Here is a 13,194-nt window from a genome sequence, read left to right on the forward strand (position 1 = left end):
TCGCCCGAGGCCTACAGCTCCTTGACGCGGATGTCCCGGTACGACACCACGTCGGTCGTGCCGTGCACCTGGAGTCCCAGGTAACCGGAGGCGAACCGCCGCCCGTCCGTGCCCGGATCGTCCGCGCGCGGCGGGGAGAACTGCTGGCCGCCGGTGTTGTCGAACTCGTTGATCAGCACACCGTTGCGGAACACCGAGTAGTGCTGGCCGACCACCCGGATCTCGTAGTCGTTCCACGTGCCCTTCTGTGTCACACCGGCCCCGGCCAGGCCCACCCGGTCGAAGCCGTAGACCGAGCCGGTCTTGTACATGTCGCCGTCGGGCCGGTCCAGCACCTGCACCTCGTGCCCGTACTTGATGGCGGCCCACTCCGGGCGCGGCTCCTCGGCATGGCCGTGGACCCACGGGAACCGCACGAACACACCGGAGTTGGCGTTGCCGGTGCCCGGCGCGTCGTCCCGCCACTGCAACCGCAGCGAGAAGTCGCCGTACTTGCGCTGCGGGAACCACAGCATGCCGAGGCCGTCCCTCGTCGTGCCCGAGGTGATCGAACCGTCGCCGTCGGGGGCGAAGGAGCCCCCGCCCACATGCTCCCACTGCGCGAAGGACGCCGCGCTGCCGTCCATGATCGTGCGGTAGCCCTCGGTCTGCCCCGGCCTGCCGATCCCGGAGGCGCGGGCCGCCTCCAGGACGGTGTCGTGCTCCCGTTGGTCGACGACCCCGTGCCCGAACAGCCCGTCGAGGACGGTCTTCACGTGCTTCAGGAACAGGGCGTGGGACGTCCACTCCCGCTCGTCCTCGATCAACTCGTTGATCCGGCACCGGTTGTCGGTCACCCGGTTCGGGACGCCGCTGTCGACCGTGCCGACGATCACCGTCAACCGCTCGTCCCATTCGGGGCAGTTGGGCGCGGGCACGCCGCCGCCGGCCGCCACCGTGAAACTCACGCTCCGCGCCGCCGAGGTGTTGCCCGCCTTGTCGCTCGCCCGGTACGCCACCGTGTGCGTACCGGCCCGGTCGACGATCACCGGTGCGGTGTATGCCAGGTAGGGGCCGCCGTCGAGCGAGTACTCGACGCCGGCGACCCCGGAGCCGCCCTCGTCGCTCGCGCTGACGGTGACGCGGGCATGGCCGACGTACGCGCCGGCGGAGTTGCGCGTGCCGTCGACGGTCGCGCCCGTCACCGGGGGAGTGGTGTCCCGCGGGGGTGCGGCGACCACCGTGAAGGTGACGCTCTTCTCGGCGGACGCGTTGCCCGCCTTGTCGACCGCGCGGTAGCGGACCGTGTGGGTGCCGTACTGGTGGAGCATGACGGGGGCGGTGTACGGGATCCAGTCACCCGCCGCGCCGACCGCGTACTGTATGCGGTCGACGCCCGAGCCCGTATCGGATGCCGTGACCGTGACGGTGGCCATGTGGACGTACGCGCCGTCGCTGTTCCGCTCTCCGCTCACCGTCGCCGACGTCTCCGGCGGGGTGGTGTCGTCGGAGGACGGAGGGACGACGGTGAAGGCCACGGTCTTCTCCGCCGAAACGTTTCCCGCCTTGTCGAAGGCGCGGTAGCGGATGGTGTGGTTGCCGACCCGGTCGACGACCACGGGCGCTGTGTACGGCAGCCAGTCGCCCGTGGTGTCGACGGTGTACTGGATCCTGTCGACTCCCGACCCGCCGTCGTCGTCCGTCGCCGAGACCGTCACACTCGCGGACCCGACGTACTCGCCCCGGGCGTTCTGCACCCCGCTGACGCGCGCCGATGTCTCCGGCGCGGTGGTGTCCTCTCCGCCGCCCTCGGTCACCACGAGGATGCCCTGCATCTGGCCGTGACCGGGGATGGTGCAGTGGTAGAAGTAGCGACCCGGGGAGAGCGTGACCTCGGCGGTGTGCCGGCCGCCCATGCCGTCGTTCGGACCGGCCAGGATGTTCAGCTCGACATCGTCGTTGAACTCGGGATCGCTCGTCACGAACGTCAACGTGTGCGGCATCCCCGTGGTGTTGCCGGTCGCCGCGCTGTTCTCGAAGACGATCGTCGCCGGACCCGCCACCGCCGTCGTCGGCACCGTCGTGTACCTGGTGATGTCGTCACCGGCCGTCCAGGTCAGCACCTGCGCGGCCGCGGCGGGAGCCGGCTGCCGCTCGGACCGCGCCGCGCTGGGCGCGGCCTGTAGGCCGAGCACCGTCAGCACGGCGGCCAGCAGGGCCGTCCAGACTCTTCGTCGTCCTGTCACCGTGTCCCCCTCGCCAATCGCCCGGCGGCCGGCGTCGGACCGCCACCGGTGTACGTGACCCGCCACAGCGCCGACTTGGCGTCGGAGGTGAAGAATCCCCGCCCGTAGTCGAGGACGTACAGCGCGCCGTCCGGACCGAACTTCCAGTCCATGAGGTTCTTGATGCCGTCGTTGCCGACCGGCACGATCTTCTTCAACGACTCGGAGTGCACCGGCAGACCTCCGTCGCCCTGGGTCGCCGGGTTCATCAGGACCGCGTTGCGCGGCTGGTCGGCGTCGTAGAAGTCCCCGACGAACCACTTGCCGTCCCAGTAGGCGGGCCACTTCGCCGTGCTCGTGCTCGCCGCGTCGTAGCGGTAGACCGGCCCGTTCATCGCGGCCTGGCCGCCGCCCTTGAGCCACGGGAGCAGGTGGCGGGCCTCCTCCCGCTTGTAGGACGGCACGCCGCTCGCGTCCCGCGGATAGTCCGGGGCGCCGCCCTGCGGCGAGTACCAGATGTTGTTGCCGGTAACCGGTGGCAGGTTCACCAGGCCGTCGTTGTTCGGCGACTCGTTCCTCGGGTGGTCGCAGTCGTACCAGCCGAGCGGCTTGGCCGGGTCCGGCAGGTTGCGGTCGCGGTAGGGCTGTTTGTTGCCCATGCAGTACGGCCAGCCCCGGTTGGACGCCTTGGTGATGACGGCGAACGTGTCGTACTTGGCGGGGCCCCAGGTCGTCGACGGGACGCTCGCGTCCGGTCCGACCCAGCCCGCGTACAGGATGTCGGTCCGCTGGTCGACGGAGATGCGGGCCGGGTTCCTGACCCCCATCACATAGATCTCGCCGCGTGTCCTGCCGCCGCCCTCCTCGGTCTCCCGGCCGGTGAAGAGGTTGCCCTGGGGGAGCGTGTACGTCCCGTCCGGCTCCGGGTGGATGCGCAGGATCTTGCCGTTGAGGTTGTTGGTGTTCCCGGCGGTGCGGCGCGCGTCGGCGAAGGAGACGCCCTTGTAGTTCGGTTGCGGGTTGTTCCCGGAGTAACCGTCGCTGAAACCGCTGGAGTTGTTGTCACCGGTCGCGATGTACAGGTTGCCCTTGGAGTCCCAGGTCATCCCGCCGCCGGCGTGGCAGCAACTGTGCACCTGCACCGGCCACTTCAGCAGCACCTTCTCGCTGCCGAGGTCCAGCTTGTCCGTGGCGGGATCGAGCGTGAAGCGGGAGACGCGCCGCTCGGCCATCCGCTTCTCGCGGTCGAGCCCCGAGTGGGGCGTGTAGTGCAGGTACACCCAGCCGTTCTGCTCGAAACGCGGGTCCAGCTCGATGCCGAGGAGGCCCTCCTCCACCTTGACCAGCTCGTCACCGCCGCCCTTGTTGCCGAAGACGGTCAACGCGCCCGCCAGGGTGACCTGCTTGGTCGCGGGGTCGTAGACGTGGATCTCGCCCTTGCCCTTGCCGATGGCCGGGTCGTTCCAGTCGGTGACGACGGGCTGGGAGGAGTCGGCACCGCCGCGGCCGATGTAGAACACCCGGCCGTCGGGCGCCGTGACGAGCCCGTGCGGCTCGCCGATCTGGTCGTTGAGTCCCGGGCGATTGGGCTGCGTCAGCCGCTCCGCCCTGTAGTTCGCCGCAATGGTCGCCTTGCAGTCGGCCTGTGTCAGCCGGCTCGTCCACAGCAACGCGCCCCGCAGGTGCGCGCGGAAGTCCGTCTCGTCGTACGAGGACACCGTGCCGCCCATGCCCGTGTAGAAGGACCGGCCGCCGTCGTAGTCCCGGCACCAACTGATCGGATGGTCCCAGCCGTTGGCGCTCGCGCCCGGCTGGTACGTCGACTCGCGCACCCGGGCGACGGTGTGCACCGTGCCGGAGGGGTTGCGTGTCCAGTTCGGCCACCGGTCGGGCCGCTTCCACTCGAGGGGAAGGTCCTTTCCGGCCGGGTGACGACGGTCGCCGACCTCGACGGTGGCCCGCTGGACGGCCGTCGGACCGTTCGCCGCCGGGCGGGCGCCGATCAGACCGGTGAACCAGTCCGAGTACGGCTCCGCGCGCGCCGCGTCATGGAGGCCGACGAAACCGCCGCCGGCCTCCATGTAGGCCTCCAGGCCCGCCTCCTGCTCGGGATCGAGGACGTCGCCGCCACCGGTCAGGAACACGATCGCGTTGTACCGCCCCAGTCGCGTCCCGTCGGTGAAGACCGAGGCGTCGTCGGTGGCCTCGACCTCGAAGCGCTGGTCCGCCGGGCCGGTGAGACCGATGTCCTCGATCGCCTCGATACCGGCGTCCACGACCGGCGACTCGTCCCCGGCGGCCGCGGAGCCGTAGAAGACGAGGACGGTCACGCCCGGACCGCCCGGCGGCGACTTCACGGACATCGTTGTCAGGGGTGGTTCCGGCGCCGGGCGCGCCTGTGCGGCGGGCCCGGACAGCAGCCCGGCGGCGACGACCCCGGCGGCCACGGTGGCCACCCTGGCCCGTCTCCTACGGTGTACGGCACTTCTCGCGCTACGCGCACTTCCCGTGCTCAACCCTCGTAAGCGCATGGGCACCTCCTTGGTCACAGCGGCAGCGCCAAGGAAGCTAGACCTCTTTGCCCGCCTCGCCAATACCAATCACCGCAATGGCACGAACTTTGTCCTGGGTGTGGATGAACGGCGGAACGGCCGGTACCGTCACACAGAATCATCACAGGTACGCCTCCGCACGTTCCGTCCCACGGAGGGGAGTTCCGCATGGACAGACGCGGTTTCAACCGGCGGGTGCTGCTCGGCGGCGCTGCGGCGACATCGTTATCACTGGCCGCCTCCCGGGCCGCCGGCGCCGACACCCCGGCCGGGGCGGCCCCCGCCGGCGGCCAGGTGCGACATCTCAGGCTGTACGCCGAGAAGCTGCCCGACGGGCAGTACGGCTACGGCTTCGAGAAGGGAAGGGCGACGATCCCGGGCCCGCTCATCGAGGTGAACGAGGGCGACACCGTCCACATCGAGTTCGAGAACACCCTGGATGTGGCGGCGAGTCTGCACGTGCACGGCCTCGACTACGAGATCTCCAGCGACGGCACAGCGATGAACCACAGCGACGTGGAACCCGGCGGCACCCGCACCTACACATGGCGTACCCACGCCCCGGGCCGCCGCGCGGACGGCACCTGGCGCGCCGGCAGCGCCGGCTACTGGCACTACCACGACCACGTCGTCGGCACGGAACACGGGACGGGCGGTATCCGCAAGGGCCTCTACGGACCGGTGATCGTCCGCCGCAAGGGCGACGTCCTGCCCGACGCGACCCACACGATCGTCTTCAACGACATGACGATCAACAACAGGCCCGCCCACAGCGGCCCGGACTTCGAGGCCACGGTGGGCGATCGCGTCGAGTTCGTGATGATCACGCACGGCGAGTACTACCACACCTTCCACCTGCACGGGCATCGCTGGGCCGACAACCGCACCGGTATGCTCACCGGCCCCGACGACCCCAGCCAGGTCATCGACAACAAGATCGTCGGTCCGGCCGACTCCTTCGGCTTCCAGGTGATCGCGGGGGAGGGCGTGGGCGCCGGGGCGTGGATGTACCACTGCCATGTACAGAGCCACTCCGACATGGGGATGGTGGGCCTGTTCCTGGTGAAGAAGCCGGACGGCACGATACCGGGACACGAGCCGCACGAACCCCACGAGCACTGACGGACCGCGCGCGGCGAAGCCCGCCCCCCCATCCGGCGCGAGAGCTTCCGGCACCGCCACGGCCTGCCCGCCCGCGCCCCCCACCGGCATCGGGAGCGCGCTCACCACTCCTCCTCGCTCGCACCGGGAGCGCTCTCACCTGTGCCTCCTCCCCGGCACCGGGAGCGCTCTCGCCCTCCCTCCTCCGCGGCTATCCTGAGCCGCACCGCACCGAGGAGGAGCCCGAAGTGAGCGACACAGCGCCGCGTCCCACGCTGGAGGCAGTGGCCGCACGGGCGGGGGTCTCGCGGGCGACGGTCTCGCGGGTCGTCAACGGCGGCGACGGTGTCCGTGAGCCGCTCGTCGAGCGGGTCCGGCGGGCCGTGGAGGAACTCGGGTACGTCCCCAACCAGGCGGCGCGCAGCCTGGTGACGAAGCGGCACGACGCCGTTGCCGTCGTCATCGCCGAACCGGAGACACGGGTCTTCGCCGACCCCTTCTTCGCCCTCCAACTGCGCGGCATCAGCAAGGAGCTGACCGCCCACGACAACCAGCTCGTGCTGCTGCTCACCGAGGGACCCGACGATCACGGCCGGGTCGCCCGGTATCTCGCCGGCGGGCATGTCGACGGCGCCCTCGTCTTCTCCCTCCACGTCGACGACCCGCTCCCGGGACTGATCCCGGGCGTCGGGGTGCCGACGGTCTTCGGCGGCCGCCCCGGCTGGGGCGACGGCACGCGTGACGTCGTCTACGTGGACAGCGACAACCGCGGTGGCGCCCGTGCCGCCGTACGCCATCTCGTCGGCCTCGGCCGTACTCGCGTCGCACACATCACCGGGCCGCTCGACCAGACCTCCGCCGCGGACCGGCTCCAGGGCTTCCGGGACGTGATGGGGGACGCCGACCCGAGGCTCGTCGTGGAGAGCGACTTCACCCCCGGCGGGGGCGAGCGGGCCATGCGGGACCTCCTCGAGCGCTGCCCGGACGTCGACGCCGTGTTCGCCGCCAACGACCTCACCGCCTCGGGCGTCCTGCGCGTCCTGCGCGAACGCGGACGGCGGGTGCCCGAGGACGTCGCCGTGATCGGCTTCGACGACATGGTGCCGGTCGCCGAACAGACCGATCCGCCCCTGACCACGATCCGTCAGGACATCGAGGAGATGGGCCGCCTCATGACCCGCCTCCTGCTGCGCGGCATCGAGGGTCGCAACATGCGCGGCGTCGAGGGTCGCAACACCGCCGGAGCCGCTGCCCCGAACCCCGTGGCACCAGCGGCTCCGGGCGGCCTGGTCCTGCCGACCACCCTGGTGCGCCGCGCCTCGGCGTAGCGGGGTTCGACGCGGGCGGTGCCGGGCTTGCTCACGCCTCCCGCGGATCGCTTCTGATCACCGCGAACCGGGCACCGTCCGGGTCGGCCAGCCGGGCGATCCGGCCCACGCCCGCGATGTCCGTCGGGGCCATCCGGACGGTGCCGCCCCGTTCCTCGGCCCGCGCCACGACCGCGTCGACGTCCGTCACCTCGACGTACGGCAGCCAGTACGCCGGGTACGGCGCGTCCGTGGGGTCGTCGGCCAGCGGGACGACCCCTCCGAACATGGACTCCTCGCCGGTCCCGGCCGGATTCAGGCAGGTGTAGGTGCCGCCGGGGAAGGCGACGGCCGAGGTCTCCAGGCCCAGGGTGGCGTAGTAGAAGGCGGCCGCCGCGGCGATGTCCGGGGTGAACAGCTCGACCCAGCACAATGAGCCGGGCTCGCCCGCCACGTCCACACCCTCGAGCCGGCCCGGCTGCCAGAGGCCGAAGGGCACGCCCGCCGGGTCGGCGATGATCGCCATCGTGCCCTGGCCCATGACGTCCAGCGGCGGCAACAGCACCCTGCCGTGCGCCTGCTCGGCCGCCTTGCAGGTGGCGTCCGCGTCGGCGGTCCGGAAGTACACCGTCCACGACGGGTGGCCCTGCTCGGGCGCGGCCTGCATACCGCCCGCCGCGGTCCTGCCGTCCCGTTGGAAGAAGCCGTAGCCGCCGGCGTCGGGCCCCGCGGACCGGAACCGCCAGCCGAAGAGGGCGTCGTAGAAGCCGGCGGCGCGGTCGATGTCGGACGTGCCGATGTCGAGCCAGTTCGGGGCGCCGTCGACGAAGCGGGTGGTGAGCATCTTCGCCCTCCTCCTCGGAAGATCCGTTCTCGCACTGCCGAGTCTGGCACCGCCCACCGACAACCGCTGCCGGAGCGCGGACGGCGGACGCGGCGCGCCGCCGTGCGCCACGGTCCGTTCCAGGGGCACCGTCAGTGCGGCCGGGGGCCCCGCCGAGCCGCGTATATCCGGCGTTGAGGGAACGTTTTTCGCCGCGGGCCACGATTCTGGCCATGTACACCGACACGATTCCCCCGTCCGACCTCGCCTGGCAGCGGGAGGCGCTGTGCGCACAGACCGGGGCGGACTTCTTCTTCCCGGAACCCGGCAGCTCGGTGCGGGAGGCCAAGCGCATCTGCGGCATGTGCGAGATGCGCACCGCGTGCCTCGACTACGCACTCGCCCACGACGAACGCTTCGGCGTCTGGGGCGGCCTGTCCGAGAAGGAACGCCTGCACCTGCGCCGAATCTCGAACTGAGCCCGCACGGGCATGCCCGACCCGGACATCTGTACGACCGCATCGCGGGGGTGCGGTCGATATCCGGGAGCTCGCGTGGCGGCATGGTGCCGTAGCCCGGAACGGCCCGCACCGGGAGTTCGCTCCCGGTGCGGGCCGTTCGAGGTGTCGCGGTGGTGGCGGGTCAGCCGGCGGCGCGGGCCGCCATGCGGGCCTTGCGCGCCGCCAGCTTCTCGTCGAACTTCAGGGCCTCGGCGTCCAGACCGCCCATGTACAGGCCGAGTTCCTCCTGCGCCTTCAGGCCCTCCGGGCCGAGGCCGTCCATCTCCAGGACCCTCAGGTGCCGCAGGACGGGCTGGAGCACGTCGTCGTGGTGGATGCGCATGTTGTAGACCTCGCCGATGGCCATCTGCGCCGCCGCCCGCTCGAAGCCGGGCATCCCGTGGCCGGGCATGCGGAAGTTCACCACCACGTCCCGCACCGCCTGCATGGTCAGGTCGGGTGCCAGCTCGAAGGCGGCCTTCAGCAGATTGCGGTAGAAGACCATGTGGAGGTTCTCGTCGGTCGCGATGCGCGCCAGCATGCGGTCGCACACCGGGTCGCCGGACTGGTGGCCGGTGTTGCGGTGCGAGATGCGGGTGGCCAGTTCCTGGAAGGCGACGTAGGCCACCGAGTGCAGCATCGAGTGACGGTTGTCCGACTCGAAGCCCTCGCTCATGTGGGCCATCCGGAACGCTTCCAGCTTGTCCGGGTCGACCGCGCGCGAGGCGAGCAGGTAGTCGCGCATCACGATGCCGTGGCGCCCCTCCTCCGCCGTCCAGCGGTGCACCCAGGTGCCCCAGGCGCCGTCACGGCCGAACAGCGAGGCGATCTCGTGGTGGTAGCTGGGGAGGTTGTCCTCGGTGAGCAGGTTCACCACCAGGGCGATCCGGCCGATCTCGGTGACCTTCGACTGCTCCTTGTCCCAGGCCTGGCCGTCCTCGAAGAGACCGGGAAAGTTGCGGCCGTCGCTCCACGGCACGTACTCGTGCGGCATCCAGTCCTTGGCGACCTTCAGGTGCCGGTTCAGTTCCGTCTCGACCACTTCCTCCAAGGCGTACAGCAGCCGGGCGTCGGTCCAGACGGCGGAGGGGCTGCCGAGGTGCGGGGAAGTGGTCGTCACGGGTACTCCAGGGGACGTGATGCAGAGCGGACTACGACCGGCGGGCGAACGCCGGAACTTACGGGATCGTAGGCTACGAACCCGTAGGTTACGTAGCCGTAGGTTAAGTTCGGAGTAAAGACTGCTGATCAGCCCCACCCTGCCGGGAGGCCGGGGCCGTCGTCCGAGTACCCCGAAGGAGCGCGGGACACGCAGGTCGCGGGGCCGAATCGGGGGCGCGATCACCCGATCAGGCGTACAGACCCCGCAGCCGCACGGAGAGACACGTCACACATCCCTCCAGCTTCTCGAACTCGCTGATGTCCACCACGACGGGTTCGTACCCGAGGCCGCCGAGCAGGTCCGCGGTCCTGGGCGCGCTGGCCGCGATGAGCAGTCTCGGGCCGCCGAGCGCCACCACATGGGCGCCGGCCTCCTCGGGCACGGACAGGAACCGCGGGAACAGCGCCGGCCGGTCCACCTTCGGGACGTGGCCGATGACCGTGCCGTCGGGCAGCGCGGTGACCGAGGACTTCAGATGCAGCACCTTGCTCACGGGGACGGCCACGACCCGCGCCCCGAGCGGTTCGAAGGCCTCCCGCACCTGCTGGACCCCGGCCGCGTCGGTGCGGCCGCCCCGGCCGACGTAGACCGTGTCGCCGTCCTTGAGGACGTCGCCGCCGTCCAGCGTGCCCGGCTCCCAGATCCAGTTGACCGAGCAGCCCAGCCGGGCGACGGCCTCCTCGACCCCGGCGGTCTCCGCGCGCCGCGATTCGGCGCCGGGCCGCGTGATCAGGGCGACGTTGCGGTACATCACCACCGTGTCCTCGACGAACACGGAGTCCGGGCAGTCGTCGGCGGGGTCGACCTCGATGGTCTCCCAGCCGTTGGCCAGCAGGGCCTCGGCATAGGCCTCCCACTGCGCCAGGGCGAGGCCCACGTCGACCGGTCCACGCTCGACGTGCGTCACCAGACCTTCCGCGAGACGCGGGCTGGGGCGGCGGATGAGGGCCTTCTTGCTGGGCACGTCCAGGTCTCCGGATCGGCGGCGGCTGACCGGCGCCCCGTGAGAGGCGCCGGTCAGCCATCATGCAGGTCCGGTCCACGACGCGAAACCCTCCCCGCCGGTCCCCGGCCTTCCCGGGACGCGCCGAGCCACGCCGGACGCGCCGAGCCATGCCGGACGCGGCACGCCACGCCGGGCGCGCCGCGCTACGCCGGACGCGCCGAGCCACGCCGGACGCGGCACGCCACGCCGGACGCGGCACGCCACGCCGGGCGCGCCGCGCTACGCCGGGTCCGCCAGCTCCTGCGCCGACGTCTCCCGCAGTTTCCCGTCCAGCAGCAGCCAGCGGGTGATCCCGATCGACTCCAGGAACGGCAGGTCGTGGCTGGCCACGATCAGAGCGCCCTGGTAGGACTCCAGGGCGGACGTGAGCTGCCGGACGCTCGCGATGTCGAGGTTGTTCGTCGGCTCGTCCAGCATCAGCAGCTGCGGCGCGGGCTCGGCCAGCATCAGCGCGGCGAGCGTCGCCCGGAACCGTTCGCCGCCGGACAGCGTCGCCGCCTTCTGGTCGGCGCGGGCGCCCCTGAACAGGAAGCGGGCCAGCCGGGCCCTGATCCGGTTGTTGGTGGCGTCCGGTGCGAAGCGGGCCACGTTCTCGGCGACCGTCAGCTCGTCGTCGAGGACGTCCAGCCGCTGCGGCAGGAAACGGAGCGGCACGTGTGCGTGTGCCTGGCCCGCCACCGGGGCCAGTTCCCCGGCGATCGTGCGCAGCAGCGTCGTCTTGCCCGCTCCGTTGCGGCCCACCAGCGCCACCCGCTCCGGCCCGCGCAGGTCGAAACCGCCCTCCACGCGTGACCCGTGGGCGAGTCGCAGATCCATCAGGGTGAGCACGTCGCGGCCCGGCGGTACGGCCGTGTACGGCAGGTCGACGCGGATCTCGTCGTCGTCCCGCACCGCCTCGACCGCCTCGTCGAGCCGCTCCCTGGCCTCGGTGAGCTTCTCCTCGTGCATGATGCGGTGCTTGCCGGCGGACTCCTGCGCCGCCCGCTTGCGCGCCCCCATGACGATCTTCGGTTCGCGTTTGCTGTCCCACATCTTCTGGCCGTACCGCTTGCGCCGGGCCAGCTTGACCTGGGCATCGGCCAGTTCGCGTTTCTGTTTGCGCAGGTCGGACTCCGCGACGCGCACCATGCGCTCGGCGGCCTCCTGCTCGGTGGCGAGCGTCTCCTCGTAGGCGGAGAAGTTGCCGCCGTACCAGGCGACCTCCCCGGACCGCAGGTCGGCGATCTGGTCGACGAGTTCGAGCAGTTCCCGGTCGTGGCTGACGACGACCGTCACGCCCGGCCAGGCCGTGACGGCCGCGTACAGGCGCCGTCGGGCGTAGAGGTCGAGGTTGTTGGTGGGTTCGTCGAGCAGCAGGACGTCCGGCCGGCGCAGCAGCAGGGCGGCCAGCCGCAGCAGGACGGACTCGCCGCCCGACACCTCGCCGATGGTGCGGTCCAGGCCGATGTGGCCGAGCCCGAGTTCGCCGAGGGTGACCAGGGCCCGTTCCTCGACGTCCCAGTCGTCGCCGACGGTCTCGAAGTGCTCCTCGGACACGTCCCCGGCCTCGATGGCGTGCAGCGCGGCCCGGCGGGCGGCGATGCCGAGGGCCTCGTCGACGCGGAGGGAGGTGTCGAGCGTGACGTTCTGCGGGAGGTATCCGACCTCGCCCGCGCGGCGGACGGTGCCGTCGGAGGGGACGAGTTCGCCGGCGATCAGCTTCAGCAGGGTCGACTTGCCGGAGCCGTTGACGCCGACGAGTCCGGTCCGGCCGGGGCCGAAGGCGACGTCGAGCCCGTCGAAGACGGGGGTGCCGTCGGGCCAGGCGAAGGAGAGGGAGGTACAGGTGATCGAAAATGACAAGGGGGCCTCGCGGTCGCGTGTGCGGTCAGGGCAACGCGTATCGAGACACCGCAGGGCGGCGACCACCGCGGGAGCGGGGGAGTGCGGGGCACGGAAAGCCGTGGGTCGGGTCTGCTCCGCAAGGACGGCTGAAACGCCGAGGTCGCACGCGACGCCCACACCCGAAGGGTGTGTGGCGGGGGTGTCTCAGGACCTCAGACGAGCAACGTCCTTCTCCTATCGGCGGCAGCAGATGCGTGCTCCACGCTAGGAGCGGCCGGGGAGGGCTGTCAACGGATTAAAGGGCGTCGCGCATCAGCTCCGCCAGGTCGCGGTCCAGGTCGAGCTGGAGGTGCTCCAGGCCGGCCGGCACCAGTTCGTCGGTGGCCCGCAGGAAGCGACGGATCTCCGCCGAGTGCACATGCACGATGGCGGTGCCCTCGGGCGCGTGGAACTCCAGCACCGTCCTGTCGTACCCGTACGGCCGCACGCGGACGTCCCCGTCGCCCTCGGCGTCGTGCAGACCCGCGGTGAGCAGGTCGCGGGCGAAGGTCCAGCAGACGTCCACACCCTCCAGGGTGGCCGGGGCCGGGAAGGTCATGCGGACGGCGAAGGGATCACGCCGGTCGTAGTGCAGCGTGGCGGGGATGCTCTGCATCCGCGGCGCGGCGGCGACCAGGCGCGCCTCCACGGGCTGCTCGATGACGATGGACAACGC

10 protein-coding genes are annotated in these 13,194 nt (G+C 71.2%); 3 read left to right on the plus strand and 7 right to left on the minus strand.

Annotation, left to right across the window (positions count from 1 at the left end):
* Nucleotides 1-11: 11 nt before the first annotated feature.
* A complete protein-coding gene (locus tag ACZ5Y0_RS06955) occupies nucleotides 12-2,225 on the minus strand; it encodes an OmpL47-type beta-barrel domain-containing protein (RefSeq protein ID WP_469127578.1) in 2,214 nt (737 codons plus the stop codon).
* Nucleotides 2,222-4,735, minus strand: a complete 2,514-nt coding sequence (locus tag ACZ5Y0_RS06960; protein ID WP_469127579.1) for a ThuA domain-containing protein — start codon at nucleotides 4,733-4,735, stop codon at nucleotides 2,222-2,224. The genes ACZ5Y0_RS06955 and ACZ5Y0_RS06960 overlap by 4 nt, the downstream gene beginning before the upstream one ends.
* Before the next feature lie 189 nt (nucleotides 4,736-4,924).
* On the opposite strand from ACZ5Y0_RS06960, the gene ACZ5Y0_RS06965 reads away from it, so the two are divergent.
* Together ACZ5Y0_RS06965 and ACZ5Y0_RS06970 are read left to right on the plus strand one after the other, a co-directional pair.
* Nucleotides 4,925-5,878 (plus strand): multicopper oxidase domain-containing protein, encoded by a 954-nt coding sequence (locus ACZ5Y0_RS06965; RefSeq protein ID WP_469127580.1) that lies wholly within the window; start codon nucleotides 4,925-4,927, stop codon nucleotides 5,876-5,878.
* A gap of 227 nt (nucleotides 5,879-6,105) precedes the next feature.
* Entirely contained in the window at nucleotides 6,106-7,185 is a 1,080-nt protein-coding gene (locus ACZ5Y0_RS06970; RefSeq protein WP_469127581.1) for a LacI family DNA-binding transcriptional regulator, read from the plus strand.
* 31 nt (nucleotides 7,186-7,216) lie between these two features.
* On the opposite strand, the gene ACZ5Y0_RS06975 is transcribed toward ACZ5Y0_RS06970, so the two are convergent.
* Nucleotides 7,217-8,008 (minus strand): VOC family protein, encoded by a 792-nt coding sequence (locus ACZ5Y0_RS06975; RefSeq protein ID WP_469127582.1) that lies wholly within the window; start codon nucleotides 8,006-8,008, stop codon nucleotides 7,217-7,219.
* 212 nt (nucleotides 8,009-8,220) lie between these two features.
* Between ACZ5Y0_RS06975 and ACZ5Y0_RS06980 the strand changes: the two genes are divergently transcribed.
* Entirely contained in the window at nucleotides 8,221-8,466 is a 246-nt protein-coding gene (locus ACZ5Y0_RS06980) for a WhiB family transcriptional regulator (RefSeq protein ID WP_469127583.1), read from the plus strand.
* 163 nt (nucleotides 8,467-8,629) lie between these two features.
* Here the strand turns inward: ACZ5Y0_RS06980 and ACZ5Y0_RS06985 are convergent, their stop codons facing one another.
* From ACZ5Y0_RS06985 to ssgD, 4 genes are all read right to left on the minus strand, one after another.
* Entirely contained in the window at nucleotides 8,630-9,607 is a 978-nt protein-coding gene (locus ACZ5Y0_RS06985) for an acyl-ACP desaturase (protein WP_469127584.1), read from the minus strand.
* A 229-nt stretch (nucleotides 9,608-9,836) separates the two neighbouring features.
* The gene (ddaH, locus tag ACZ5Y0_RS06990; protein WP_469127585.1) at nucleotides 9,837-10,613 is read right to left on the minus strand and encodes a dimethylargininase; all 777 of its coding nucleotides are present in this window, start codon (nucleotides 10,611-10,613) and stop codon (nucleotides 9,837-9,839) included.
* 261 nt (nucleotides 10,614-10,874) lie between these two features.
* The gene (locus ACZ5Y0_RS06995) at nucleotides 10,875-12,497 is read right to left on the minus strand and encodes an ABC-F family ATP-binding cassette domain-containing protein (protein ID WP_469127586.1); all 1,623 of its coding nucleotides are present in this window, start codon (nucleotides 12,495-12,497) and stop codon (nucleotides 10,875-10,877) included.
* A gap of 277 nt (nucleotides 12,498-12,774) precedes the next feature.
* Nucleotides 12,775-13,191: a spore wall synthesis regulator SsgD gene (gene ssgD / locus ACZ5Y0_RS07000; protein ID WP_469127587.1), complete on the minus strand. Its 417-nt coding sequence runs from the start codon at nucleotides 13,189-13,191 to the stop codon at nucleotides 12,775-12,777.
* Nucleotides 13,192-13,194 lie beyond the last annotated feature (3 nt).

The organism is Streptomyces sp. NPDC033216, assembly GCF_055577115.1.

Coding starts and splice junctions, on each gene's coding strand:
- ACZ5Y0_RS06960 (WP_469127579.1), bottom strand. CDS start 4,735: ATGCGCTTACGAGGGTTGAGCACGGGAAGTGCGCGTAGCGCGAGAAGT.
- ACZ5Y0_RS06965 (WP_469127580.1), top strand. CDS start 4,925: ATGGACAGACGCGGTTTCAACCGGCGGGTGCTGCTCGGCGGCGCTGCG.
- ACZ5Y0_RS06975 (WP_469127582.1), bottom strand. CDS start 8,008: ATGCTCACCACCCGCTTCGTCGACGGCGCCCCGAACTGGCTCGACATC.
- ACZ5Y0_RS06980 (WP_469127583.1), top strand. CDS start 8,221: ATGTACACCGACACGATTCCCCCGTCCGACCTCGCCTGGCAGCGGGAG.